The sequence below is a fragment of the Ruegeria sp. BI12 genome (assembly GCF_056537985.1).
This window is the reverse complement of the sequence record NZ_JBQFSL010000001.1, coordinates 2,465,361-2,487,130: the sequence shown is the minus strand read 5'-3', so window position 1 is coordinate 2,487,130 and position 21,770 is coordinate 2,465,361. Positions and strand designations below refer to the sequence as shown.

Genomic DNA, 21,770 nt, shown 5'->3' with positions numbered 1-21,770 from the left:
GCTTAGCATGGCCTTACCGTCCAGCAAAGATAACGCAGCGGAGAAAGTGCACATGGCCCAGATTGACTACTATTTTGCGACACTCTCGCCCTATACCTATCTGGCAGGAATGCGGTTGGAGGAGGTTGCGGCGAAACATGGCGCGACGATCAACTACAAACCGCTGGATATTGTCGCCCTCTTTGGGCGTACAGGCGGCACGCCACCCAAAGACCGCCACATTTCGCGCATTGAATACCGGGCACAAGAACTGCAAAGGCAGTCCAAGCTGCTTGGGATGGAGTTCAATTTGCAACCCGCGCACTGGCCGACCAATGCGGCACCATCGTCCTACGCGATCATCGCAGCGATTAAAGATGGGGCCGGCGATGTTGGCAAACTTGTGCATTCCTTCGTGCGAGCATGTTGGGCCGAGGAAAAAGACATTGCGCAGGATGATGTGATCCGTGATTGCCTGACACGGGCCGGCTTTCATCCAGGTTTGGCGGACAGCGGCCTTCTGGTGGGTGCGGAAACCTATGCCGCCAATCTGGAAGAGGCCGTGGATCGCGGCGTCTTTGGCGCGCCGTTTTATATTACCGAAGATGATCAGCGGTTCTGGGGACAGGACCGGCTGGATGATCTGGATCGCCATTTGTCGGGACTAAAAGGGTGAAGGACACCCCCTTGGAAGACGACATCTTTGTCAGAACGTTAGGGCAGGGTGCGCGCAAAGTGCTCGCCCTGCACTGCACGATTGCGCATTCCGGGGCTTGGGCGGGGTTGTCGGCCGCGCTAGGAGGCGAGGCGACATTTACGGCCCCCGACATGCCGTCTCATGGCCGCAGTTCCGATTGGGATGGGAGTGGGGATTTCTTTGACCAAGTGACGCAGCTGTCGGCCGCGCATCTGACCGAACCGATGGACGTGATTGGGCATTCCTTTGGCGGAATGCTAGCCCTTCGGCTGGCTGTCGAGTTTCCGGACCTCGTCCGCAGTGCGGTCCTGATCGAGCCTGTGTTTTTTGCGATTGTGGTTCAGGACGCGCCAGAGTTGGTCAGGCAATATGATGACGAGGCCAAACCCGTTTCTAATGCTTTAGCCGCTGGAGACATGGAGCAGGCCGCCCGGTTGTTCAACCGGATGTGGGGTGCACAGGACGGCCCCCGATGGCCTGACCTGCCGGAACGAACCCGCGCGGGCATGATCCGCGGGATTCACGTTGTACCAGCAGTCGATGATGCATTGTTTCACGATCAGAAGGGGCTGTTGATCCCCGGCGTTCTGGACCGCGTGAACTTGCCGTTTCTGATCCTAAGTGGGTCCGAGACACATCCCGTTATGCCCGCGATCGGAGAAGGACTTGCCCGGCGGTTACCCAATGCAAAGACAGGCGTTGTTTCGGGTGCCGGTCACATGGTGCCAATCACGCAACCGGATCAGACGGCCGCTGAGATCAGAAAGTTCTGGGGTGGTTTGTCCTGACGTTTGTGTGGGGCAGGATAACGTCCCAAACCCCAGACATCACAATAAGCCGATGAACTGGTCGATATCGCCTGAGCTGATCGACCAGTCGCAGACCAGTCTACAGGCCAGAATCTCCTCGTCATCCGTTCCGTCCAGCTCGGCGCCCCACAGGTGGTAGATCGCGCCTGCGTCGTGCAATTGCTTGTGCCGTGCGCGGGAAAACTGCGCGAAGATCATGTTGGCTTGTGGTTCATGTAAAAAGCTTGCCCCTTTGGACCGCAGACCATTGGCTAGATGCGTGCAGTTCGCATTGGCTTGCCGGGCCAACTGAAGCCAAAGATCATCTTTCAGATATGCGGCCATCTGGGCCGATAAGTAGCGGTGCTTGGAAAACAGATGCGCTCCACGCTTGCGGCGCAGCTCAAACTCCCAGGCTTTGGATTCATCGAAGAAAACCACCGCTTCGACGCCCATCAGGCCGTTCTTGGTGCCGCCAAAACTGACCGCATCCACGCCCGCTTTCCATGTCATCTCGGCAGGGGAGCAATTGAGCGCGACAAGCGCATTGGTGAAACGCGCGCCGTCCAAATGCACCGGCAGGTCGTATTCTTTGGCAACACCACACAACCCCTGCAACTCGGCCAGAGAATAAACCGATCCTCGTTCGGTCACCTGCGTGATCGACACTGGCCCTCGCTGGGGCCCGTGCACACCACGTGTTTCTTCAGCCAGAATGGAACGGCGCAGCGCCTCGGGGTCCATCTTATCGCCGCCCGGCACCAGCGTCAGCTTTGCTCCACTATAGAACTCGGGCGCGTTGCACTCATCCTCGTGGATATGCGCGACGGGGGAACAAAACACAGTTTCCCAAGGGTTTGAGAGCGTCGCCAGAGCCAGCGAGTTCGCCGCTGTCCCTGTGGCTACCAGATAGACAGCCGCACCTGGCGCTTCGAAGATTCCGCGAATTCGATCGCGCACTTCATTCATCAGGGTGTCGGCGCCATAAGCCATCTGATAGCCCTGATTGGCCTCGTTCAATGCGGTCATGACCTGAGGGTGAACCGGACCGGAATTGTCAGACGCAAAATACATCTAGCTAGGCTCCTCAATGATATAGTCTTCCCACTCTTCCATGGGTGTTTCGAACTCGGACACCGTGCGCCCCTGAACCGAGACACCAGCGGCGTGCACGCTTTCCGGCGTACCTGATATCAAAGGATGCCAGTCGTAAAGGGGTTTGCCTTCCCACAACAACCGATAGGCGCAGGTCTGGGGTAGCCAATAGGCGTGATCGTCGATGTTTTCGGGTTTCATCACGATGCACTCGGGGACGAACTGATGGCGGATGTCGTATTGCGTGCAGCGGCAGGTTTCGTCGTCCAGCAGGCGGCAGGCGACGCAGGTTAGGGCGACCTCTCCTGTGTCCTCATCTTCGAGCTTGTTCAAGCAGCATTTGCCGCAGCCGTCGCACAACGCTTCCCATTCACGTTGATTCATCTTGGTCAGCGGTTTTCGTTCCCAGAACCGGGAGCCAAGGTCCTTGCGATCGATCGGGTCGGTGGTCATAGCGCGGTCAGCAGGGCGCGCGCCTTGGCGCAATCGGCGTCCATTTGTGCGATCAATGCGTCCAGCCCGTCAAAGGTCATCTCGGGGCGCAGGTAATCGACTAACCCGACGGACAGGGTCGAACCATACAGATCGCCTGAGAAATCGAACAGGAAAGTCTCTATATTCGCGACTTCTCCGTTGAACATGGGCCGCACGCCAACCGAAGATGCTCCGAGATAGCTGCCCTGATGGGGACCATCGAGCACGTCGACCAGCACCGCATAGACACCGAATTTTGGGGGGTGCAGCCCTTCAATGGACATATTGGCGGTAGGGAACCCAAGCTCGCGCCCGCGTTGTTCACCGCCGATCACCTCACCCTCGACCCGGTGCCAATGACCCAACATCGTCGCGGCGTCGCGGGGGCGGCCTTCGGACAGTGCTGTGCGGATCCCGGTTGAGGATACGACGTCATCAGATCGTTCCATCAACGGTGCAATGGTGACACCGAACCCCATCTCTTGCCCGAACCGGACAATGTCTTCGGCGGTGCCGCTTCGACCTTTTCCAAAACAGAAATCCGCGCCGACCACCACGTGCGACAGACCAAGCCCCTCGCAGATGACATTGCGGGCAAATTCTTCAGGCGTCAGACCAGCAAGCGCTGCATTGAACGGCAATTCGTACAGCTTTTGCACACCCAGTTTCTCCAAGCGGTGCGCACGTGCGTTTCCGCGCATCAGACGAAAAGGCGGTGCATCGGGTGCAAAATACTCGCGAGGGTGGGGCTCGAACGTCAGAACACCAAGCGGAGCATCCGGAGCTACGCGTTGTGCCAGTTCGATCACCGACTGATGACCAACATGCACGCCATCGAAGTTCCCGATTGCCACACTGGCACCGCGGTCTTCTGGCTCGACAAACTGGAAATCCCGGATGATCTGCATGAAGCTTGCCTAGCGGGACTGGAGACTGGGTTCAAGCACCTGATTGGTACAAATGCCGCGCAACAAAAAAGGGCACCGTTTCCAGCGCCCTTCAAAAGGATAGATGTATCGAGGCTTCAGTCGAATTTGCGCGACGGGGCCAGAACCATCGCTTCGCCCACCAACACCTTCTTGCCATCGACCGCACAGTGACAATCCAGTTTCACGCGGCGCTTGGCAAAATCAATGTCGATCACCTTGACCTCTGCATAGACCATGTCGCCAGGGCGCACGGGTGCCAGAAACTTCAGCGATTGACCCATGTACACTGTGCCGTGGCCCGGCAGTTGTTCGCCAATCACGGCAGAGATCAGGCCCGCGGTCAGCATCCCGTGGGCGATGCGCCCTTCAAAAATCGTGTCGCGGGCATAGTCATCGTCCAGATGTACCGGATTCCGATCCGTTGAAACCTGCGCGAACATCTCGATATCTTCGTCCGACACCACTTTGCGCAGGTGGCGGGTCATGCCCATTTCGATGTCTTCAATACAGATCGTGCCGCGTGGAAGATTATCCAACATGTCGCCCTCACTCGAGTTCATTGGGCAACAAAACAACGCAAGCTGCCCCCGTTTGGCAACTTTATTACTTCGCAACTGCAGAAAATCAAGTCTTTTCTGACTATCTCAACCGGCCGATTGTGTAGGTCGGATTGATGTTTTCCTTTGCAATATAATCACTTAGGGATTCATGGTGTGGGTGATGGTCAGTTTTTGTTTCTGCTGCGGCCAGGCCGCCCGAGATGAACAGAGAATCAATCCCTTCGCCCATACCGCCCAGAATGTCTGTATGAGGGCCGTCGCCGATCACCAGAATGTCGCCATCGGGTGTATCGTGACCCAATTCCTGCAGCCTGCGCCGCGCCAAATCATAAATCGGCGGGTGGGGTTTTCCGAAGTACAGGCTTTCACCGCCCATTTCGGTATACAGCTTTGCCAGCGCGCCAGCGCACCATTCCCTAACTTCGCCTCGATCGACAACAATATCAGGATTTGCGCACAAGAGTTTCATACCCATTTGCTTGGCATACAAAAAGTCTGCACGGTTGACGGATGGGTCCGCCATTGGATCAAACGGGCCGCAGCAGACGATCCCTTCGGCCTGGTCCAGCGGCACGCGTTCGATGTGGATCGGGTGATGCAAGATTTTTAAAGGCTCAAAGAACCCCGCGTCTCGCTGCCATTCACCCATGAAATATACTTTGTGGCCGACTGCTCCGCGGAACATGGCGGATCGCGCCGAGTCCCCGCTGGTGGCGATTGTGTCGTAAGCGTCCGCGGGAACATTGAACTGCCCAAGCTGTTCAGCCACTCCGGCGCGCGGTTTGGGAGAGTTGGTGACCAACACCACGACCCCACCTTGCGCCCGATACTGCTGCAGCGCCGCGACCGCTTCGGGGTATGCAGTGATACCGTTGTGAACGCATCCCCACAGGTCAACGAACAGCGCTTTGTAGCGGTTTGAAATCTCGGAAAGCGCGTGGATGATCTGGGTCATGGGAGCCTCGGGATCTGATTTCGGAGTTGTGACAGCTATGGCAAAGCTTTCACCTGATGACCATCCCGCAATACGATTTGTCGGCTGAACATATGGTGTCTGCAGGTTTTATTCGACGATTTCCTCGACATCTGGCGCTTGCTGAACGTTTTCGGTGCCCAGAATAATCTGTGCGCCGATCCTGTTCTGGAAACGCACAACGACCAGATATCCTGGCCCCAGTTCTTTCTGAAGCGCGTCAGTCAAAGGTGTTTCTCGCAGGGATGCAGGCAGCAAGCCCGCTATCGAGGACACTTTGTATGCGGCTTCCACAGGAAGGTCGACGATCAGCCAGATGTCGGCATGTTTTCGTTTGGCGTTCACGTCCACGCGAACAACTTCAACCGATACCGGATCGGCCCAGTCCCGGATCGTTTGCGCCAACTTTGCCTCGGTCCGGGTTTCGAGGTATCTGTTGTAGGTGGACTTCCCTAGCTGCAGGACAACGAAGGCAAGGAATGCCAGTGTCACTGCTACACTCGCGGTGAAATTCAGTTTGCGCCGACCCTTGCTGAACACCACCGCGCGCGCCGCGTATACGATGTAGACTGAGCAAGCGGACAAAATGATCGCACCAAGGTTGGTGGCGAAAAGCAGGCCGGCTTCATAGGCCTCGGCGGGTTCGCCAAAATACAGCAAGACGCCCGAGGCAGACAACGGCGGCACGAGCGACACGCCGATGGCTGCTCCGGGAAGAAGACTGACCTCGGACCGGTTGATCTGAACGTAAGCTGCGGCCACTCCGGCAGCCAGCGCAACGATCAGATCCTCGGTGCCCGGGTCGGTTCTGGCCAGAACCTGATCGGGGATCAGAATACCGCGCGGGACGTCGGCAACATAGACAAGAAGCCATGCCAGCAAGACACTGATCACTGCCGCGCAACAAACAATCAGCGCCAATTTGAACGCGCGGCCTAGCCATCCCATGACCATCGCTGCCGCAACGCCGAGGATGGGTGTCATCAAAGGCGCAACCAACATCGCGGCAATGACCACTGCGCCGGAGTCGCGTAGCATTCCCATTGTAGCAATCACCACGGACAAGGTCAGCAGCATGGCAAAGCGTCGCCAATAGGCCGCTTTGTCCTTGCCCTCAAATCTCAGGATGTCGCGTGTGGTGCTGAACTTGCGGGAACTCATAAACGTCGTCTGGCCCAATTTGCTGTCTGGCTGTTGAAGTCAGACTATCAATGGACGTCGTTGGTGCAAAACATTAGTGGCAAAGAAAAAAGGCGCCCGGGTGGGGCGCCTTGTCATTGCAAATGCTGCAAACCTCAGACCTTGAGGTTCGGGATGATCTGCTTCTTGCGGCTCATGACGCCGGGCAGGACCACAGCGTCGCCATCCACGCTTGCGCCAAAGCTTTTCTCTGCGACGCCTTTAACCAGTTCGTTGGGCACCAGCAGCGTTGCTTCTTCGTTCAGGATGTCGACGACAAATAGCAGAACCTGATCGACGCCGTCTTCCTTGGCTACGTCTGCCATCGAACTTGCCAGGCTAGCCTTGCGATCCAAAACAACACCCGGAGCTGTAGTCTCCAGAACCGATACTCGGAACTTGGTGCCGTCGACTTCGTATTCCTTGCTGTCCATGCGGATCAATTCGGCGTCTGAGAAGGACGAAACGTCTGATTTCGCCGCGAACATTTCGGCGGCATAGGCCGAGACGTCCAGGCCCAGATCAGCGGCTAGCTTCTCGGCCACGGCGCGATCATGCGCGGTGGTGGTTGGCGAGCGGAATTCCAGCGTGTCCGACAGGATACAGGTCAGTGCCGCGCCCTTGATGGCCTCGGGCATTTTTGCGGCATCTTCGCCGATCAGGTCCATCATGATGGTTGCCGTGCAGGCCAGCGGACGCACAGTGATGTCGATCGGGCCTTTGGTTTCCAGACCGCCCACCAGTTTGTGATGGTCGATTATGGCACGGATGTCAGCGCCGTTGATGCTGGCGGGCAGCTCGGCCGGGTTGTTGGTGTCTACGATGATGACCGGCGCATCTGCATCGACATCTTCGATGATGCGCGGCTTAGGCAGGTCCCAGCGTTGCAGCAGGAATGCGGCTTCGGTGTTGGGCTCACCCAGCAGAACGGGCTCTGCTTGTTCGCCTTTGATTTCATTCAGGTACCAGGACCACAGGATCGGTGAGCCTGTGGAATCGGTGTCGGGGGATTTGTGGCCAAATACGAGCGTTGTCATGTCAGCATCCTGAGGATCATCATTTCGCGCGCCTTATAGGGTGGTCTGCAGGGGTTGTCACCCGGCAGTGTTTACGCTGCGACGGTTGGTCTGGGACGCGGTTTGTCAGAACGGGGCGCGAGTCAGGGTATAGTCGGCCTGTTGCAGTTGATTCAGCAACCCCTGATCGCCGCCCAAATGACCGGCGCCAACCGCAATAACAGCGATTTGGTCCTTTATGTCCAAAATTTTCTGCATCCAGTTTCCATTGCGCTCGACCAGGAGTTTTTGTTCGAAGTCGTTCCATTCTTCGTCGAAAACTTCGGGCGAAAGGCCGGATTCCTCCAATCCTTGAAGCCGGGCTAGCTGGATGATCTCAACATGCTTCTCTTCCAGATAGGCGTTGGCCATCGTTGCCAACTGATCTTCGCTGCCGCCCATGGCTCCGGCCATTCGTACAAGAGACTGAACCTGCTTTTCGATAGGATGATTGTCGAACATACTCATTAGATCGGCAATCTGCTCAAGCGAATGTTTGGGGGTGCCCAACTCATCAGCCAGCTGATCCAGACGGGCGTCCATCCCGTGGTTCGCGCTGGGGTCCTGCATCATACAGGGGGGGACGCCCAGCATCATGCTGAGAAACCAAGGGCGCATTTTGGCAGCCATCCAGCCTGGGATGCCACGCTCGGCCAACCCCTGAGACAGGGCAGACCAGTCTTCCTCGGACATCAGGTCAATAAGGCTGGGCCCTGTGGTGATCATCACCGGGCTCATATCCTTGGCCAGATCCTGTTCGAAGGCGTCCATTTCCTCTCGCGTGACCTCAAAATAAAACGCATCCGCATCCCGTAGGGTCGGTGTTAACCGTTCGACCACCGCATCCATGCGTGGATCGTTGGCGTGCAGCGTGCCGACAATGTGCAGAACCGTGTCGCCTTTGGTGGCGATCCAATGGTTGCCTTCGGAGAACGGGATATCGGCGACCGCCTGCTGCAGTTCGGACTTTACGTCGGGGCTGAGGCCCGGTCTCAGGTCACTTCCTTCGCAAGCGGCCTGAACAGTGGCCGGCAGTAGCAGGAAAAGCAGCGGTGCAAACAGGCGCATAGGGATCATCTCGGGAATGTCAGTGTGATCGAGACATTGCCTTGGCGCGGCCACATGTTCAAGCCGGGTGCAGGCGATGTCTGGTGTTCGCGGCAAATTTGCATAGCATGGCAGAATGGACCGCGAGCAGGATCTATATCCGCCGATCAAGGCGCTGTTAGAGCGTCAGGGCTACACCGTCAAAGGCGAAGTCGGCGCAGCCGACATCGTTGCCCTTCGGGATGGCGATGAGCCGGTGATCGTTGAGTTGAAGCTGCGGTTCTCATTGACCCTGTTTCATCAGGCGATCACGCGGTTAAAGGTAACCGATCTGGTCTATATCGGCGTGTGCAAGCCAAAGGGGCGGACCGCGCGGCGTGCGTTGAAGGATAATCTGGCACTGTGCCGCAGGCTGGGTCTTGGATTGATCACCGTACGTGCCGACGGAACGGTCGAGGTGCAATGCGACCCCGGCCCTTATGCGCCACGCAAAAGCAAGGCAAAAGCGACCCGTTTGCTGCGCGAATTTGACAGATTGGAGGGCGATCCCAATGCAGGCGGAGCCACTCGGCACGGGATCGTAACGGCCTACAGGCAGGACGCGCTAAAGTGTGCGGCGCATCTGGCTGAATGCGGCGCGACAAAAGGGGCAGAGGTCGCACAGTCCACTGGCGTGGCCGCGGCCACGCGCTTGATGCGGGATAATCACTACGGGTGGTTCGACAGGGTCGAGAAGGGTGTCTACGCATTGTCCGCTTCGGGGGCCGAAGGATTGAAGCATTGGGCCTACAGTTGGGAAGATGCGGACTAATCCGAGCGTGCGTTGATTTCTGCAATCATGGCGCGGCCAACATCTGAAAGGACCGCATTGCGTTCCGGGAACGGCGCATCGCTTTCGGTCAGATATATGGCAGCCAAATAGGTGCGGGGTTCAGGGGTCTGTAGAAAAGCCACGATCGCACGGCTGCCGTGGCCTCCGGCCCCCGTCTTGTCTCCGATCGTCCACCCGTCGGGCACGTGCGCGCGGATAAGTTCGTCGGCCACCTGATCCTCAATCATCCATTGTCTTAGCTGAGCGGAGGATGTGACAGAGAGCGCTTCACCAAACAACAACCGATCCAGCGTTGCCAATATTGCATGCGGCGTCGTGGTATCGCGTGGATCGCCTGGAGTGGCTTCATTCAAAGCCGTCTCCCAACGATCAAGCCTGGTTACATCGTCACCCATTGTGCGAAGAAACCCGGTCAGCCCGGCAGGCCCGTCCAGACGTTGCAGCAACAGGTTGGCCGCGGTGTTGTCGCTTATTGTCATCGTTGCTTCGCACAGTGCACCAACCGACATGCCTGTCTCGACATGTTTGCTGGTTACAGGAGAGTAATCCACCAGATCCGACGATTGGTATGTGACGGTATCTGACAGCCTTTCCGATCCTGCATCTACCGTCGCCAGCACAGCGCCACACAAGAGCGTTTTGAACGTACTGGACATCGGAAACAGCTCATCGGCGCGGTACGAGACCTGCCAATTGCTGCCGAGTTCATAGAGCAGCACCCCGATCCGCGCATCAAGACGATCCTCCCAGGTTCGGACTGTTTCGGTAAGGGACTGCGCCTGCACAGACATGACTGGCCCAAAAATAAGAGTGATTGAAAACAGAAAGTTAGTCGTGATGATCCGGAGTCCGCGCATCAAAATTGCCTCGGTCTAATGTCGTTGTCGCCACTTTAGATGGTCGAAGCTCCGTGTAAACCGGGGGGGCTGTGGTTCCGCGTGGGAAAAATATTCGGGCAACTTGTTGACTCGGCTAATTCGACCCCCTAGCTATGCGTCGTTATCACTCTCTACCCTTGAGTGCTAACGCCTCGCCGACCGGCGAGGGGAGGATAATAAACTTTGAGCCCAAGGAGCTGCAAAGATGGCATTGAAACCGCTTCATGACCGCGTGCTGGTTCGCCGTACCGAAAGCGACGAAAAAACCGCTGGTGGTCTGATCATTCCCGATAGCGCAAAAGAAAAGCCCAGCGAAGGCGAAGTCGTTGCAACCGGCGAAGGCGCACGCAAGGACAGCGGCGAACTGATCGCAATGGCTGTGAAAGCTGGCGACAAGATCCTGTTCGGCAAGTGGTCGGGCACCGAGGTCAACGTCGGCGGCGAAGAGCTGCTGATGATGAAAGAAAGCGACATCATGGGGATCATCGAGTAAGCGACCCGCTTCCTCTGATCTTCGTTCCAATACATTTTCTCAAGGAGAAACGACATGGCTGCTAAGGACGTCAAGTTCGACACCGATGCCCGCAACCGCATGCTGTCAGGTGTGAACATCCTGGCTGATGCTGTCAAAGTGACCCTGGGCCCCAAAGGCCGCAACGTGGTTCTGGACAAATCCTTCGGCGCACCGCGCATCACCAAAGACGGTGTTTCGGTTGCCAAGGAAATCGAACTGGAAGACAAGTTCGAAAACATGGGCGCGCAGATGGTGAAAGAAGTCGCCAGCCGCACCAATGACGAAGCCGGCGACGGCACCACCACCGCAACCGTTCTGGCTCAAGCCATCGTTCGCGAAGGTCTGAAGCAGGTTGCAGCTGGCCTGAACCCGATGGACCTGAAGCGCGGCATCGACCTGGCGACTGCCAAGGTTGTTGAAGGCATCAAAGACGCGTCGCGTGAAGTCAAAGACTCGGCAGAAGTTGCTCAGGTTGGCACCATCTCGGCCAACGGCGAAGCCGAAATTGGTCAGCAGATCGCAGATGCGATGCAGAAGGTTGGCAACGAAGGCGTTATCACCGTCGAAGAAAACAAAGGTCTGGAAACCGAGACCGATGTTGTCGAAGGTATGCAGTTCGACCGTGGCTACCTGTCGCCTTACTTCGTCACCAACGCAGACAAGATGATTGCAGAGCTCGACGACTGCATGATCCTGCTGCACGAAAAGAAACTGTCCTCGCTGCAGCCGATGGTTCCGCTGCTCGAGCAGGTGATCCAGTCGCAAAAGCCGCTGCTGATCATCGCGGAAGACGTTGAAGGCGAAGCGCTGGCAACTCTGGTTGTCAACAAACTGCGCGGCGGCCTGAAAATTGCTGCTGTCAAAGCACCGGGCTTCGGCGATCGCCGCAAAGCCATGCTGCAGGACATCGCGATCCTGACCGGCGGTCAGGTAATCTCCGAAGATCTGGGCATGAAGCTCGAGTCCGTCACCATGGACATGCTGGGCACCGCCAAGAAAATCGAAATCACCAAAGACGAAACCACCATCGTCGACGGTGCTGGCGAAAAAGCCGAGATCGAAGCACGTGTGGCCCAGATCCGCACTCAGATCGAAGAAACCTCGTCGGATTACGACCGTGAGAAGCTGCAAGAGCGCGTTGCCAAACTGGCAGGCGGTGTTGCCGTTATCCGCGTCGGCGGTATGACCGAAGTTGAAGTGAAAGAGCGTAAAGACCGTGTGGACGATGCTCTGAACGCAACTCGTGCTGCTGTTCAGGAAGGCGTTGTTGTTGGCGGTGGTGTTGCGCTGGTTCAGGCCGGTAAAGCACTGGAAGCCCTGGAAGGCGCAAACGCTGACCAGAGCGCGGGCATCAACATCGTTCGCAAGGCAATCGAAGCGCCGCTGCGCCAGATCGCTGAAAACGCAGGTGTTGACGGTGCGGTTGTTGCGGGCAAAGTCCGTGAATCTTCGGACGCAGCATTCGGTTTCAACGCTCAGACCGAAGAATATGGCGACATGTTCTCGTTCGGCGTGATCGACCCGGCCAAAGTTGTCCGTACCGCTCTGGAAGATGCGGCATCGGTTGCTGGCCTGCTGGTCACCACCGAAGCGATGGTTGCAGATCGTCCCGCCAAAGAAGGTGCAGCACCTGCAGGTGGTATGCCCGACATGGGCGGCATGGGCGGCATGATGTAATCAGCCCTCGCCTAGTGGTAAGAATAGCGGGGTCGCCTTCGGGCGGCCCCGTTTCGTTTACCGGCTGTTCCCCGCAGGAATGTGAGTGTGCAAAACATGATTTTCCCGCTATGCGGTTGATATGAAACTGTTCCTGCTCACATGCCTGACGATGTGCGCCTTTGCGTCCAATTCAATCCTGAACCGGTTGGCGATTGACACCGGCGCCAGTGATCCCGCGGCCTTTGCCGTGGTGCGCGTTCTTGCCGGGGCGGTGATGCTGGCCGGGCTGGTTTTTCCCAAGACTGGCCATTTGCCCCTGTTTGACCGGCGCAGAATTGCCGGGGCAGGGTCGCTTTCATTGTATATGATCGGTTTCTCGGTTGCGTATCTTACGTTGGACGCAGGGCTTGGCGCGCTGATCCTGTTTGGGGTGGTGCAGGTCACGATGTTCACTGTGACAACAGTGAAGGGCACGATCCCGACCACCCGACAGATCGCAGGAGCTGCAATTGCGTTGTTGGGGCTAGGTTATGTGCTGTGGCCGTCCGGATCGATGCAGGTCAATCCGGTTGGGGCGGCTTTGATGATCGCTGCAGGGATCGGTTGGGCGATTTATTCTCTGGTTGGCAAGTCCGAACCGGATGCTTTGTCCGGGACGGCTGCCAACTTTGTTGTGGCACTGCCTGTGACCGCGCTGGCCTTGTTGGGGACCGGAGGGGCTTGGCACATGACGACGAGTGGATACCTTCTGGCAGCCTTGTCTGGCGCGGTCACATCAGGAATGGGCTATGCGCTTTGGTATCACATTCTAAGGGAGTTGACGCCCACAACGGCGGCTGTCGTACAGCTCAGCGTTCCGATCATTGCCATAGTTGGTGGTGTCATCCTACTGGGTGAGGCTGCCAGCCTGCGCCTGATCCTCGGGGCCGGGCTGGTATTGGGCGGAATTGCACTGGCGGTTCTGCGCAGGACGCCGCGGTAGGGGTTTATTCGTCGGGCGATAGGCCTTATCTGGCGGCTATGCGTTACTTGCTTGCCCTCTTCTTGCTCATTGTCCCCGCCATAGCGCAGGCCAAATGCGTGGTCCTGCTGCATGGGCTGGCGCGGACCGAAGCGTCCTTTACCGTCATGGAACAGCTGTTCAAAACGCATGGTTATACCGTCGTGCGCCCGGGGTATCCCTCTACCGACCTGCCAATTCCCGAACTGGCTGCTCAGACGCTGCCGGACGCATTCGCCGAATGCGGCGACGACGAAGTCAATGTTGTCGCGCATTCGATGGGCGGCATCCTGTTGCGCTATTGGTTGCAGGACAACCATCCTGAAAAACTGGGCCGCGTGGTCATGCTTGGCCCCCCCAATCAAGGTAGTCAGTTGGTGGATGAACTTAGTGCATATGAGGTGTTCGGGATGCTGAACGGACCAGCCGGTCTGGCGCTGGGCACGGGCCCCGAAGGTATCCCACGACGACTGCCCCCTGTGGATTTCGAACTTGGTGTAATCGCCGGGGAGAATTCGTTGAACCCACTGTTTTCTTCGATGATCGATGGCTCGGATGACGGCAAGGTCTCGGTTGAAACGACCAAGGTCGAAGGGATGGCGGATCATATCGTCCTACCGGTGACTCACACGTTCATGATGAACAATCCACGCGTGATGGCGCAAGCGCTGCATTTCATCGAGTTCGGTCAGTTTGATCCGCAGATCACATGGCTGGATGGGGTGATGGAAATCATCGATGAAATCTGCATTGGGCAGGATTGCTCGGAACCGGACTCGGAGCGCTCTGAATGACCGCACTTTCTCTGACTTTGTCCGGCGCAGAGGTTCTGTTGCCGGATCAGGGCATGACTCGTGCCGATCTGTCCATTTCTGAAGGGGCCGTGCAACGGGACCGGGCGGGACGGACAATCGACCTGTCTGGATATTTGGTGATGCCCGGCATCATCGACCTGCACGGCGACGGGTTCGAGCGTCACATCGCACCGCGACGAGGGGCGATGAAGCAGATGGACGAGGGCATCCTGTCGGTCGAGGCCGAACTGGCCGCCAACGGGATCACGACGGCGGTCCTGGCCCAGTTCCTGAGTTGGGAGGGCGGCGTACGCGGCCCTGAATTCGCTGGCCAAGTGTTCGATGCTATCGCGTCGGTCAAAGATCGCGTCGTCACCGATTTGCTGCCTCAGCTACGGTTCGAAACCCACATGCTCGAGGAATATCCAAGCCTGCCTGAACGTATTGCCGCGTGGCGTGTGCCATACGTGGTGTTCAACGATCACCTGCCACATGACAGGCTGGCCGAGGGGCGCAAGCCGCCGCGCCTGACAGGGCAGGCGCTTAAGGCCGGGCGCAATCCGGAAGCACATTTTGAGATGTTGCTGTCCATGCATGCCCGAAGCGACGAGGTTCCCGCTGCCTTGGACACGCTTTGTACGGCGCTGGCCGAGCAGGGTGTCCGTATGGGCAGTCATGACGACGCAACCGCCCAAACCCGCGCCGATTGGCGGGCGCGGGGGGCGCAGATCGCGGAATTCCCAGAAACGCTAGAGGCAGCCGAGGCTGCACGGGCTGCTGGGGATCACGTAATTCTCGGATCGCCCAACGTGGTGCGTGGCGGATCGCACAAGGGCAATGTCAGTGCGCTGGATCTGATCACCATGGGGCTGTGTGATGCCCTGGCCTCGGATTACCATTATCCCAGTCCCAGGCGAGCGGCTTTAATGCTGGCCAAATCCGGTCTGTTGGATCTGGCCGGAGCCTGGGCGTTGGTCTCGTCCGGTCCGGCACGGGTTCTTGGGTTGCAGGACCGGGGCACGCTCGCCCCGGGTCAACGCGCAGACCTAGTGATACTTGATGCTCTGTCCCACCGCGTCGCCGCCACGCTGGCTGGCGGGCGGGTTAGCTTCATGTCCGGCGATATCGCCGCACGGTTCGTGGGCTGAGTTACCGCGTGATGCGGTTGAAATGCGCCATTTTGCGGCCCGGTTTGACTTCAGCCTTGCCATAGAGATGAAGCGCCACGTCGCGTTCCCGCGCCAATTCCGGCACGCGGTCCATATCGTCGCCGATCAGGTTCTCCATAACCACGTCTGAATGGCGTTGACCGTCGCCCAACGGCCAACCGGCTACGGCGCGAATATGCTGTTCAAACTGATCTACCGCGCAGCCGTTCTGCGTCCAGTGGCCCGAGTTATGCACCCTTGGCGCGACCTCATTTACGATCAAACCTTCCGACGTGACGAACAGCTCGACGCCCATGACGCCAACGTAATCCAGCGCGTTCAGGATATTCGCGGCCAGTAGAACGGCATCGGTTCGCTGCGCCGGGGCGAGGCGGGCGGGTACCGTCGTGGTGTGCAGGATGCCATCGCGGTGCACGTTTTCACCGGGGTCAAAACAGGCAACCTGACCGTCGATACCGCGGGCGGCGATAACCGAAACTTCGTGGCTGAAGTTAACGAACCCTTCAAGGATCGCAGGTGCTCCCGCCATATCGGCCAGCGCTGCTTCGGCATCTTCCGGGCTACGCAGGCGCGCCTGCCCCTTGCCGTCATAGCCGAAACGACGTGTTTTCAGGATGGCTGGCGTGCCAATCTGGTCAATTGCTGCCTTTAGGCAGTCCAGATCGGTGATGTCGGCGAACGGCGCTGTTTTCAAGCCCAACCCGGCAAGGAACGTCTTTTCGGTCAGGCGGTCCTGACTGACGCGCAGTGCTTCGCGCCCCGGATGAATTGGGCAATGTGCTTCCAACAGGTCTAGCGCTTCGGTCGGGATATTTTCGAATTCATAGGTGATGACATCAACCGACTCGGCAAACGCTTTCAGCGCCGCAGCGTCGTCATAGGCTGCAGTGGTCACATTATCCGCTACCTGACCGGCGGGTGGGTTCGCGCCCGGCTCAAAGATGTGGGTTACAAAGCCCAACCGGGCTGCGGCGACGGACAACATCCTGCCCAATTGGCCTCCGCCCAAAATTCCAATCCGCGCCCCCGGAGCAAGCATGTCCGTCATCAGTCTGTCTCCAACCTTTTTCCAATCGCCTGCAGGGCCGAGCGCAGCGCATCATGTGCTTTGCCCGCATGCAATGCCTGTGTCATCTGCAGGCTGAGTGTTCCATCCGTCGCCAGCGCGTCCCGTTCCTCGGCCAGACGCCCGGCTTGCCCGGTTTGCATCGTCTGCAGAAATCCGGACAGCAGCTGTGTTGTGTAGAACTCCGAGGCATCCGCGTCGCCTGTCTGCTCGGCCAACCACTCGGCACCTGTCGCCATAACGTCCAGAATCCCCGGCACCATCGCGCAGATCGCAAAATGTGCGTTCAACGCCGCCTCGGTTTCGACTTTTACAACTGGGTTTTCGGGTTCGAACAGTTCGGCCAGCAAGGCATCGTTGCCAAACGCTGCAAGCGGGCATCCGCCTTGCCGCAAAAACCCCAAAGGGATTGTTTGAACGAAGTCAGTCGCCGGAGCGCACAGGGATGCAAGCTGATCCGCCGATACAGCTGCCATCACAGATACGATTTGCTGATCCGAGCGAAAACTCAGGTTATCCAGAACTTCCGGGGCGATCTGAGGGCGCAGGCAAAGAAAAACGATATCCGATGCGTCGATAACCGCTTGTGGGTTTGTAACCGTTACGCCCAGTTCAGCCTCCAACTCAGCTGAGACTTTGGCGTTTCGCTCTGTAACGGCAATGCTATGCCCCTTGTCCGTAAGAAAACGCGCAATGGGGGCTGCGATATGTCCGGTTCCGATAAAGCCGATACGGCTCATCCTTGGGGTTCCTCGGGGATAGAAGCAGACAAAGCTTCGCGCCAGGCATCCAGCCGATCAGCCAGCGCTGCGTCCTGCAAGGCGAGGATGCCGGCCGCCATCAACCCGGCATTGGCCCCACCGGCCGAGCCGATAGCCATCGTCGCCACCGGAAAGCCTTTGGGCATCTGCACGATGGAGTAAAGCGAATCGACGCCGGACAGGGCACGGGTCTGAACAGGCACGCCGATCACCGGCACGCGCGTCTTTGAGGCCATCATCCCCGGCAGATGCGCAGCACCGCCCGCACCGGCGATAATCACATCCAGACCGCGCTGAACGGCAGTTTTGCCATAGTCCCACAGGCGATCGGGGGTGCGGTGCGCCGAAACGATGCGCTTTTCATACGCAATGCCCAGTTCATCCAGAATATCCGCGGCCTCTTTCATCGTGGGCCAGTCCGACTGGCTGCCCATGATGATCCCCACTTTTACATCGCTCATCCGCTTGTCGCCTCTGCCCGTCGAAAGAGCGCGCACTATAGCCAAATCGGCCTATCTGGCAATGCAGTAGAGGGGTATTAGGCAATGATATCCGGGGTCAGGCGATCTTCGATCAGGCGAATGATGTCCTTAAGGCGCAGTTTCTGCTTTTTCAGTCGCTTGATCGTCAGCTGATCCGACGTGCCCGTCGCTTGCAGCGCTTCGATCGCCTCGTCTAGATCGCGGTGCTGGCGGCGAAAAACCTCCAACTCGACCCGAAGAACTTCGTCAGTTTTCATCGAAATGTCAGTGGGCGCGTTCATAGGCGACTCGGTCATTATTGTGGTGCTTTCCACACAAGATAGTGTGTCAGACTTTATCCGACCAGACCTTGTGGACATCCCTGCATATTCCCATATTCTATCATACGCGGTTGCCGGAACGGGGCCGCACCATACGTCGCTTTGACAAAAAAGGACGAAAATACGTGTCAAAACTTACTCTTGGCTCATACCCGCATCTTTTGGGGTTCGAGCAATTGGAACGCCTTCTGGAGCGGTCTGCAAAGGCCGGCAACGAAGGATACCCGCCCTATAACATCGAACAGACCTCGGATTTTTCCTATCGCATCACCTTGGCGGTTGCCGGTTTTGCGGAAGAAGACTTGTCGATTACCATCGAGGATCGCCAACTTGTGATCCGGGGCCGTCAACGCGACGATAGCGAGGGGCGCATCTTTTTGCATCGCGGCATCGCGGCGCGCCAATTCCAGCGCATGTTTGTGCTGGCCGATGGTGTCGAGGTGGGCGAGGCGATCATGGAGAACGGTCTGCTGCATGTGGACCTGACCCGCGCCGTGCCGGAAACCGTGGTGCAGACAATCAATATACGGAAGGGGTAAGAGCAATGAATACACCGATTGAAATCAACACCGAAGGCGATCGGATCGTTTACGTGAAAGCCGTCGATGTAGCTGACCTGCCTCGGGAAGTACGCGAACAGGCCGGTGATCTGGATCAGCTTTATGCTGTGCACGATTCAGATGGTCAGCAACTGGCACTGGTCGCAGACCGCAAGCTGGCCTTTGTTCTGGCGCGCGAGCATGACTTCTCTCCGGTGGCCGTTCACTGAAACGGCCCCCCACAGCGCGTGATTTTCCCGTGACATCCGCCGCCCCACGGGTGAGATATGCGAACCAGGATTGGTTCGCAGGGCGGAGGCTTCAATAAATGAGCTGGTTTGATTTTGACTGGGTGGATGCCTTCAGCGACCGCGCCTTTGGTGGCAACGGTTGCGCGGTGGTCCATGGTGGGGCAGGGTTGCCTGAAGAAGTCTGCACAGCCTATGTACGGGAAACTTCTTTGGTCGAGTGTACCTTCACAGGCCACTCAAATGTGGCCGATATCAAAGTACGCTATTTTCTGGCCAGCCGTGAGATCCCTTTTGCCGGGCATCCAACTATTGCCACGGTTGCGGCAATGCGGTCGCGTGGTTTGTTTCAGGGCGAGGCCCTGACCTTGGAAACCGGGGCAGGGATCGTGTCGATTCAACTCAGCGGCGATGAGATTGAGATGACGCAGGTCGCACCGCAATTTGGTGCGATGGTTCCAGCCGATCTTGTTGCCGCGGCCATCAATCTGCCGGAAAATGCGATCATCTCGCCGCCTCAGATGGTCTCAACCGGGTTGCCGTTCTGTGTCACTGTTCTGCGCGATCTTGAAGCGCTGCGTGCTGCAACGTTGGTTGAAGAACCTCTACGCAAGGTCATAGAGGCCGGAGGGTATTCCGGATCGGACATGGCCGAGCCGTATATTGTGACGCTCCAGGGTGCGACTGAGGCTGGAGATACGTTTTCGCGCCTGATGATGTTGCCGCCCAGCCCACCTGAGGACCCGTTTACCGGATCCGCAACCGGGGCAATGGCGGCATATCTGTGGAAATACGGTTTGATGCCAAAGGATACGTTTACAGCTGAACAGGGCCATGACCTGGGCCGCCCGGGTCAGGCGACTGTGACGCGCGTCGGACCGGCGGATGCGATGACCGGTATCAAGGTGGCTGGGCGTGGCTTTGTGTTAATGCGCGGTCAGGTCAACTTGCCCGAGCAATTGTCATGACTGAACCCGCGATCGCCATCCTGCCTTACGGGCATCGGTTGGGGCCGAAACTGGCTTCGGTTCCATTGTCTGATCTGATCTGGCCCGAAGGGTGCCCCGAGCGCCTGATGGGTAAAACGGTTGGCGATCTTGAGCGTACTGACCACCTGATCATGTACCCTAATTCAACCGTGCATCTGCGCCTTCGCCGAGGGACCCGCGCCCGGATATCCCTGATGATGGGTGAGCCGTCGGCCATTCACGCCAAGCATGACAAGATGCTGCGCTACACGTGGCGGCGTTTCTTTCGCGTGATGACGTTCCACGACGTGTTGCTGCAGAACCTTCCGAACTCGGTGTTCCTGCCTTATGGCGTGACAATGGTGCCGGATTGGCGTGAGTTGGATGTCGAAAAGACCAAATCCTGCTCACTGATCGCCTCGGCCAAGCGTGATCTAGAAGGCCATCAATTGCGCCATTCAGTGATTGAATGGGTACGCGACAACGGGGCCGACGTGGATATCATGGGGCGGGGATATACCCCGTTCGACCGCAAGTCCGACGGGTTGGCCCCGTATCGCTATTCCGTCGTGATCGAGAATGTGCGCGAGAAGAACTATTTCTCGGAAAAGCTGACAGACGCGATCCTGTGTTCAACGGTTCCGATCTATTGGGGCTGCCCGAATATTGGCGACTTCATGGATACCAAGGGCATGATCCTCTGCGAGACCGAAGTCGATATTCAGCGCGCGATCGGAGGCTTGTCCGCTGAAGACTATGCCCAGCGTCTGCCGCATCTGAAAGCTGCGCAAAGCAAGGCAGCAGAGTTTGGTGACTTTGAAGGTCGCGCGGTGCGAACGCTGCGAGAACAGGTCAACGCGGCCTAGTGGTCCATTGGTTTTGGGGCCAGCCATCCCACGGGCCGTATAGGGTTTGCCAGGGCGTCAATTCCATGCCGAAGGCAAAGCCGTTGCAGGTATGATCCGCTGACAGGAAGCCCGGCGGATTTGCCTGCTAAGAACTTTTTCTGGTGTCCGTAGATGTGGACCGAATGCACCGCATCACGTTCTATATCGGACGTGGATATGAGCGGATCGTGCAGTTTCCATAGCTGTTCCTTATCCAATGGATAGAAGACATCGGCTTGCATTGCGTGCACGTCTTCACCCGTTTGACGCAAAAAGAACTCCAGCGCTTTGGGGCCTGAGCTGCCCCATGGCAGTGCTTCGATGCCCCAGGATTCACCGTTTCGGATGCGCCTGCGATTGTGCCGAAACAATCGCCCGCCACGCCAGGGTTGGGTCGGATTGGTCGAGGTCACGAAGTCGATCCATAACGCCAGTGTCTCAGAATCTTCCGGCAGGCGCAGTACGCCGTTTGGAAAGGTACCTGATTGAGAAGATCCAAATATATAAGAGGAAGAAAAATCAAATGGCTGCACGCAATAAGCATCCAGATCGACCCAGATGAACGGGGTTTTCTGCATAAGCCGCAGTCGGAAAATGTCCGAAAACACTGCGATCCCCAACCGATCTTCCGGTTGGAAATCAAACGGCGCGGGCCAGAGAATGTTGGCTGCGGGTCGTACCTCGGCACCCTTAGGCACGCCTTGGACTTCATGCACGGTATACAGGACAAACCGGTGACCGTTATCCAGGTAGGATTGAATACACAACGCCTCGAGCCAGCTTAAATCTGAACCGAACCAGAAACTAGCAATTGCAGGCAGGTCGCGGGTCATGGGCACTTTGCGTTTTTGTCAGGTGTTGCATTTGCACCAAGGCA

The 21,770-nt window shown here is 57.6% G+C and carries 26 protein-coding genes; 12 read left to right on the top strand and 14 right to left on the bottom strand.

The features are described from left to right. Window positions 1–52: 52 nt before the first annotated feature. Together ACR0AK_RS12545 and ACR0AK_RS12540 are read left to right on the top strand one after the other, a co-directional pair. On the top strand, window positions 53–655 hold the full coding sequence (locus ACR0AK_RS12545) for a DsbA family protein (RefSeq protein WP_480793523.1): 603 nt from the start codon (window positions 53–55) through the stop codon (window positions 653–655). Further along, window positions 652–1,464: an alpha/beta fold hydrolase gene (locus tag ACR0AK_RS12540; protein ID WP_480793522.1), complete on the top strand. Its 813-nt coding sequence runs from the start codon at window positions 652–654 to the stop codon at window positions 1,462–1,464. Before ACR0AK_RS12545 ends, ACR0AK_RS12540 begins: the two co-directional genes overlap by 4 nt. Before the next feature lie 39 nt (window positions 1,465–1,503). Here ACR0AK_RS12540 and ACR0AK_RS12535 read toward each other — a convergent pair whose 3' ends face one another. The 8 genes from ACR0AK_RS12535 to ACR0AK_RS12500 all read right to left on the bottom strand — a co-directional run bounded on the left by ACR0AK_RS12535 (window position 1,504) and on the right by ACR0AK_RS12500 (window position 8,893). Beyond that, window positions 1,504–2,538, bottom strand: a complete 1,035-nt coding sequence (locus ACR0AK_RS12535; protein ID WP_480793521.1) for a threonine aldolase family protein — start codon at window positions 2,536–2,538, stop codon at window positions 1,504–1,506. Continuing rightward, on the bottom strand, window positions 2,539–3,012 hold the full coding sequence (locus ACR0AK_RS12530) for a YcgN family cysteine cluster protein (RefSeq protein ID WP_480793520.1): 474 nt from the start codon (window positions 3,010–3,012) through the stop codon (window positions 2,539–2,541). Then, window positions 3,009–3,941, bottom strand: coding sequence for a bifunctional riboflavin kinase/FAD synthetase (locus tag ACR0AK_RS12525; RefSeq protein ID WP_480793519.1), 933 nt, complete (start codon window positions 3,939–3,941; stop codon window positions 3,009–3,011). The genes ACR0AK_RS12530 and ACR0AK_RS12525 overlap by 4 nt, the downstream gene beginning before the upstream one ends. Window positions 3,942–4,057: 116 nt before the next feature. After that, window positions 4,058–4,501: a MaoC family dehydratase gene (locus ACR0AK_RS12520; RefSeq protein ID WP_170559015.1), complete on the bottom strand. Its 444-nt coding sequence runs from the start codon at window positions 4,499–4,501 to the stop codon at window positions 4,058–4,060. A 100-nt stretch (window positions 4,502–4,601) separates the two neighbouring features. Beyond that, on the bottom strand, window positions 4,602–5,477 hold the full coding sequence (locus ACR0AK_RS12515; RefSeq protein WP_480793518.1) for a TIGR01459 family HAD-type hydrolase: 876 nt from the start codon (window positions 5,475–5,477) through the stop codon (window positions 4,602–4,604). Window positions 5,478–5,585: 108 nt separating this feature from the next. After that, window positions 5,586–6,656, bottom strand: coding sequence for a DUF389 domain-containing protein (locus tag ACR0AK_RS12510; protein WP_480793517.1), 1,071 nt, complete (start codon window positions 6,654–6,656; stop codon window positions 5,586–5,588). A 134-nt stretch (window positions 6,657–6,790) separates the two neighbouring features. Then, window positions 6,791–7,711 carry a manganese-dependent inorganic pyrophosphatase gene (locus ACR0AK_RS12505; protein ID WP_480793516.1) on the bottom strand — a complete coding sequence of 307 codons (921 nt, stop codon included), beginning with the start codon at window positions 7,709–7,711 and terminating at the stop codon, window positions 6,791–6,793. Window positions 7,712–7,816: 105 nt separating this feature from the next. Further along, entirely contained in the window at window positions 7,817–8,893 is a 1,077-nt protein-coding gene (locus tag ACR0AK_RS12500) for a TraB/GumN family protein (protein WP_480793515.1), read from the bottom strand. Window positions 8,894–8,912: 19 nt separating this feature from the next. Between ACR0AK_RS12500 and ACR0AK_RS12495 the strand changes: the two genes are divergently transcribed. Beyond that, window positions 8,913–9,587 (top strand): DUF2161 domain-containing phosphodiesterase, encoded by a 675-nt coding sequence (locus ACR0AK_RS12495; RefSeq protein ID WP_170559007.1) that lies wholly within the window; start codon window positions 8,913–8,915, stop codon window positions 9,585–9,587. Here the strand turns inward: ACR0AK_RS12495 and bla are convergent. Next, a complete protein-coding gene (gene bla, locus ACR0AK_RS12490) occupies window positions 9,584–10,465 on the bottom strand; it encodes a class A beta-lactamase (protein ID WP_480793514.1) in 882 nt (293 codons plus the stop codon). The genes ACR0AK_RS12495 and bla overlap by 4 nt on opposite strands. A gap of 226 nt (window positions 10,466–10,691) precedes the next feature. On the opposite strand from bla, the gene ACR0AK_RS12485 reads away from it, so the two are divergent. The 5 genes from ACR0AK_RS12485 to ACR0AK_RS12465 all read left to right on the top strand — a co-directional run bounded on the left by ACR0AK_RS12485 (window position 10,692) and on the right by ACR0AK_RS12465 (window position 15,601). Continuing rightward, window positions 10,692–10,979 (top strand): co-chaperone GroES, encoded by a 288-nt coding sequence (locus ACR0AK_RS12485; protein WP_008757222.1) that lies wholly within the window; start codon window positions 10,692–10,694, stop codon window positions 10,977–10,979. 54 nt (window positions 10,980–11,033) lie between these two features. Continuing rightward, window positions 11,034–12,677 carry a chaperonin GroEL gene (groL, locus tag ACR0AK_RS12480; RefSeq protein WP_180884354.1) on the top strand — a complete coding sequence of 548 codons (1,644 nt, stop codon included), beginning with the start codon at window positions 11,034–11,036 and terminating at the stop codon, window positions 12,675–12,677. Between the two features lie 121 nt (window positions 12,678–12,798). Then, window positions 12,799–13,641, top strand: a complete 843-nt coding sequence (locus ACR0AK_RS12475) for a DMT family transporter (RefSeq protein ID WP_480793513.1) — start codon at window positions 12,799–12,801, stop codon at window positions 13,639–13,641. Between the two features lie 38 nt (window positions 13,642–13,679). Then, a complete protein-coding gene (locus tag ACR0AK_RS12470) occupies window positions 13,680–14,453 on the top strand; it encodes an alpha/beta fold hydrolase (protein ID WP_480793512.1) in 774 nt (257 codons plus the stop codon). Continuing rightward, a complete protein-coding gene (locus ACR0AK_RS12465) occupies window positions 14,450–15,601 on the top strand; it encodes an alpha-D-ribose 1-methylphosphonate 5-triphosphate diphosphatase (RefSeq protein WP_480793511.1) in 1,152 nt (383 codons plus the stop codon). Before ACR0AK_RS12470 ends, ACR0AK_RS12465 begins: the two co-directional genes overlap by 4 nt. A gap of 1 nt (window position 15,602) precedes the next feature. On the opposite strand, the gene ACR0AK_RS12460 is transcribed toward ACR0AK_RS12465, so the two are convergent. From ACR0AK_RS12460 to ACR0AK_RS12445, 4 genes are all read right to left on the bottom strand, one after another. Then, window positions 15,603–16,670 (bottom strand): 5-(carboxyamino)imidazole ribonucleotide synthase, encoded by a 1,068-nt coding sequence (locus ACR0AK_RS12460; RefSeq protein ID WP_480793510.1) that lies wholly within the window; start codon window positions 16,668–16,670, stop codon window positions 15,603–15,605. After that, window positions 16,670–17,428: an NAD(P)-binding domain-containing protein gene (locus ACR0AK_RS12455; RefSeq protein ID WP_480793509.1), complete on the bottom strand. Its 759-nt coding sequence runs from the start codon at window positions 17,426–17,428 to the stop codon at window positions 16,670–16,672. The genes ACR0AK_RS12460 and ACR0AK_RS12455 overlap by 1 nt, the downstream gene beginning before the upstream one ends. Next, window positions 17,425–17,910: a 5-(carboxyamino)imidazole ribonucleotide mutase gene (gene purE, locus ACR0AK_RS12450; RefSeq protein ID WP_170558990.1), complete on the bottom strand. Its 486-nt coding sequence runs from the start codon at window positions 17,908–17,910 to the stop codon at window positions 17,425–17,427. Before purE ends, ACR0AK_RS12455 begins: the two co-directional genes overlap by 4 nt. A 77-nt stretch (window positions 17,911–17,987) precedes the next feature. Beyond that, window positions 17,988–18,212 (bottom strand): YdcH family protein, encoded by a 225-nt coding sequence (locus tag ACR0AK_RS12445; RefSeq protein WP_058275529.1) that lies wholly within the window; start codon window positions 18,210–18,212, stop codon window positions 17,988–17,990. A gap of 164 nt (window positions 18,213–18,376) precedes the next feature. Here ACR0AK_RS12445 and ACR0AK_RS12440 point away from each other — a divergent pair, with 164 nt between their 5' ends. The 4 genes from ACR0AK_RS12440 to ACR0AK_RS12425 all read left to right on the top strand — a co-directional run bounded on the left by ACR0AK_RS12440 (window position 18,377) and on the right by ACR0AK_RS12425 (window position 20,872). Next, window positions 18,377–18,790, top strand: a complete 414-nt coding sequence (locus tag ACR0AK_RS12440; protein WP_058275530.1) for an Hsp20 family protein — start codon at window positions 18,377–18,379, stop codon at window positions 18,788–18,790. Window positions 18,791–18,795: 5 nt separating this feature from the next. Continuing rightward, window positions 18,796–19,020 carry a DUF1150 family protein gene (locus ACR0AK_RS12435; RefSeq protein WP_170466716.1) on the top strand — a complete coding sequence of 75 codons (225 nt, stop codon included), beginning with the start codon at window positions 18,796–18,798 and terminating at the stop codon, window positions 19,018–19,020. Between the two features lie 98 nt (window positions 19,021–19,118). Next, the gene (locus tag ACR0AK_RS12430) at window positions 19,119–20,006 is read left to right on the top strand and encodes a PhzF family phenazine biosynthesis protein (RefSeq protein ID WP_480793508.1); all 888 of its coding nucleotides are present in this window, start codon (window positions 19,119–19,121) and stop codon (window positions 20,004–20,006) included. After that, on the top strand, window positions 20,003–20,872 hold the full coding sequence (locus ACR0AK_RS12425; RefSeq protein WP_480793507.1) for a hypothetical protein: 870 nt from the start codon (window positions 20,003–20,005) through the stop codon (window positions 20,870–20,872). The genes ACR0AK_RS12430 and ACR0AK_RS12425 overlap by 4 nt, the downstream gene beginning before the upstream one ends. On the opposite strand, the gene ACR0AK_RS12420 is transcribed toward ACR0AK_RS12425, so the two are convergent. After that, entirely contained in the window at window positions 20,869–21,726 is an 858-nt protein-coding gene (locus ACR0AK_RS12420; RefSeq protein WP_480793506.1) for a hypothetical protein, read from the bottom strand. The two genes, ACR0AK_RS12425 and ACR0AK_RS12420, sit on opposite strands and share 4 nt — an antisense overlap. Between the last annotated feature and the right edge of the window lie 44 nt (window positions 21,727–21,770).

Bases quoted from the DNA above. Each gene is read 5' to 3' on its own strand.
- ACR0AK_RS12515 (WP_480793518.1), bottom strand. From the start codon at position 5,477: ATGACCCAGATCATCCACGCGCTTTCCGAGATTTCAAACCGCTACAAA.
- ACR0AK_RS12445 (WP_058275529.1), bottom strand. From the start codon at position 18,212: ATGAACGCGCCCACTGACATTTCGATGAAAACTGACGAAGTTCTTCGG.
- ACR0AK_RS12505 (WP_480793516.1), bottom strand. From the start codon at position 7,711: ATGACAACGCTCGTATTTGGCCACAAATCCCCCGACACCGATTCCACA.
- ACR0AK_RS12460 (WP_480793510.1), bottom strand. From the start codon at position 16,670: ATGACGGACATGCTTGCTCCGGGGGCGCGGATTGGAATTTTGGGCGGA.
- purE (WP_170558990.1), bottom strand. From the start codon at position 17,910: ATGAGCGATGTAAAAGTGGGGATCATCATGGGCAGCCAGTCGGACTGG.
- ACR0AK_RS12530 (WP_480793520.1), bottom strand. From the start codon at position 3,012: ATGACCACCGACCCGATCGATCGCAAGGACCTTGGCTCCCGGTTCTGG.
- ACR0AK_RS12520 (WP_170559015.1), bottom strand. From the start codon at position 4,501: ATGTTGGATAATCTTCCACGCGGCACGATCTGTATTGAAGACATCGAA.
- ACR0AK_RS12425 (WP_480793507.1), top strand. From the start codon at position 20,003: ATGACTGAACCCGCGATCGCCATCCTGCCTTACGGGCATCGGTTGGGG.
- groL (WP_180884354.1), top strand. From the start codon at position 11,034: ATGGCTGCTAAGGACGTCAAGTTCGACACCGATGCCCGCAACCGCATG.
- ACR0AK_RS12475 (WP_480793513.1), top strand. From the start codon at position 12,799: ATGAAACTGTTCCTGCTCACATGCCTGACGATGTGCGCCTTTGCGTCC.
- ACR0AK_RS12435 (WP_170466716.1), top strand. From the start codon at position 18,796: ATGAATACACCGATTGAAATCAACACCGAAGGCGATCGGATCGTTTAC.
- ACR0AK_RS12465 (WP_480793511.1), top strand. From the start codon at position 14,450: ATGACCGCACTTTCTCTGACTTTGTCCGGCGCAGAGGTTCTGTTGCCG.
- ACR0AK_RS12470 (WP_480793512.1), top strand. From the start codon at position 13,680: ATGCGTTACTTGCTTGCCCTCTTCTTGCTCATTGTCCCCGCCATAGCG.
- ACR0AK_RS12420 (WP_480793506.1), bottom strand. From the start codon at position 21,726: ATGACCCGCGACCTGCCTGCAATTGCTAGTTTCTGGTTCGGTTCAGAT.
- ACR0AK_RS12545 (WP_480793523.1), top strand. From the start codon at position 53: ATGGCCCAGATTGACTACTATTTTGCGACACTCTCGCCCTATACCTAT.
- ACR0AK_RS12430 (WP_480793508.1), top strand. From the start codon at position 19,119: ATGAGCTGGTTTGATTTTGACTGGGTGGATGCCTTCAGCGACCGCGCC.
- bla (WP_480793514.1), bottom strand. From the start codon at position 10,465: ATGCGCGGACTCCGGATCATCACGACTAACTTTCTGTTTTCAATCACT.
- ACR0AK_RS12535 (WP_480793521.1), bottom strand. From the start codon at position 2,538: ATGTATTTTGCGTCTGACAATTCCGGTCCGGTTCACCCTCAGGTCATG.
- ACR0AK_RS12495 (WP_170559007.1), top strand. From the start codon at position 8,913: ATGGACCGCGAGCAGGATCTATATCCGCCGATCAAGGCGCTGTTAGAG.
- ACR0AK_RS12455 (WP_480793509.1), bottom strand. From the start codon at position 17,428: ATGAGCCGTATCGGCTTTATCGGAACCGGACATATCGCAGCCCCCATT.
- ACR0AK_RS12525 (WP_480793519.1), bottom strand. From the start codon at position 3,941: ATGCAGATCATCCGGGATTTCCAGTTTGTCGAGCCAGAAGACCGCGGT.
- ACR0AK_RS12485 (WP_008757222.1), top strand. From the start codon at position 10,692: ATGGCATTGAAACCGCTTCATGACCGCGTGCTGGTTCGCCGTACCGAA.
- ACR0AK_RS12510 (WP_480793517.1), bottom strand. From the start codon at position 6,656: ATGAGTTCCCGCAAGTTCAGCACCACACGCGACATCCTGAGATTTGAG.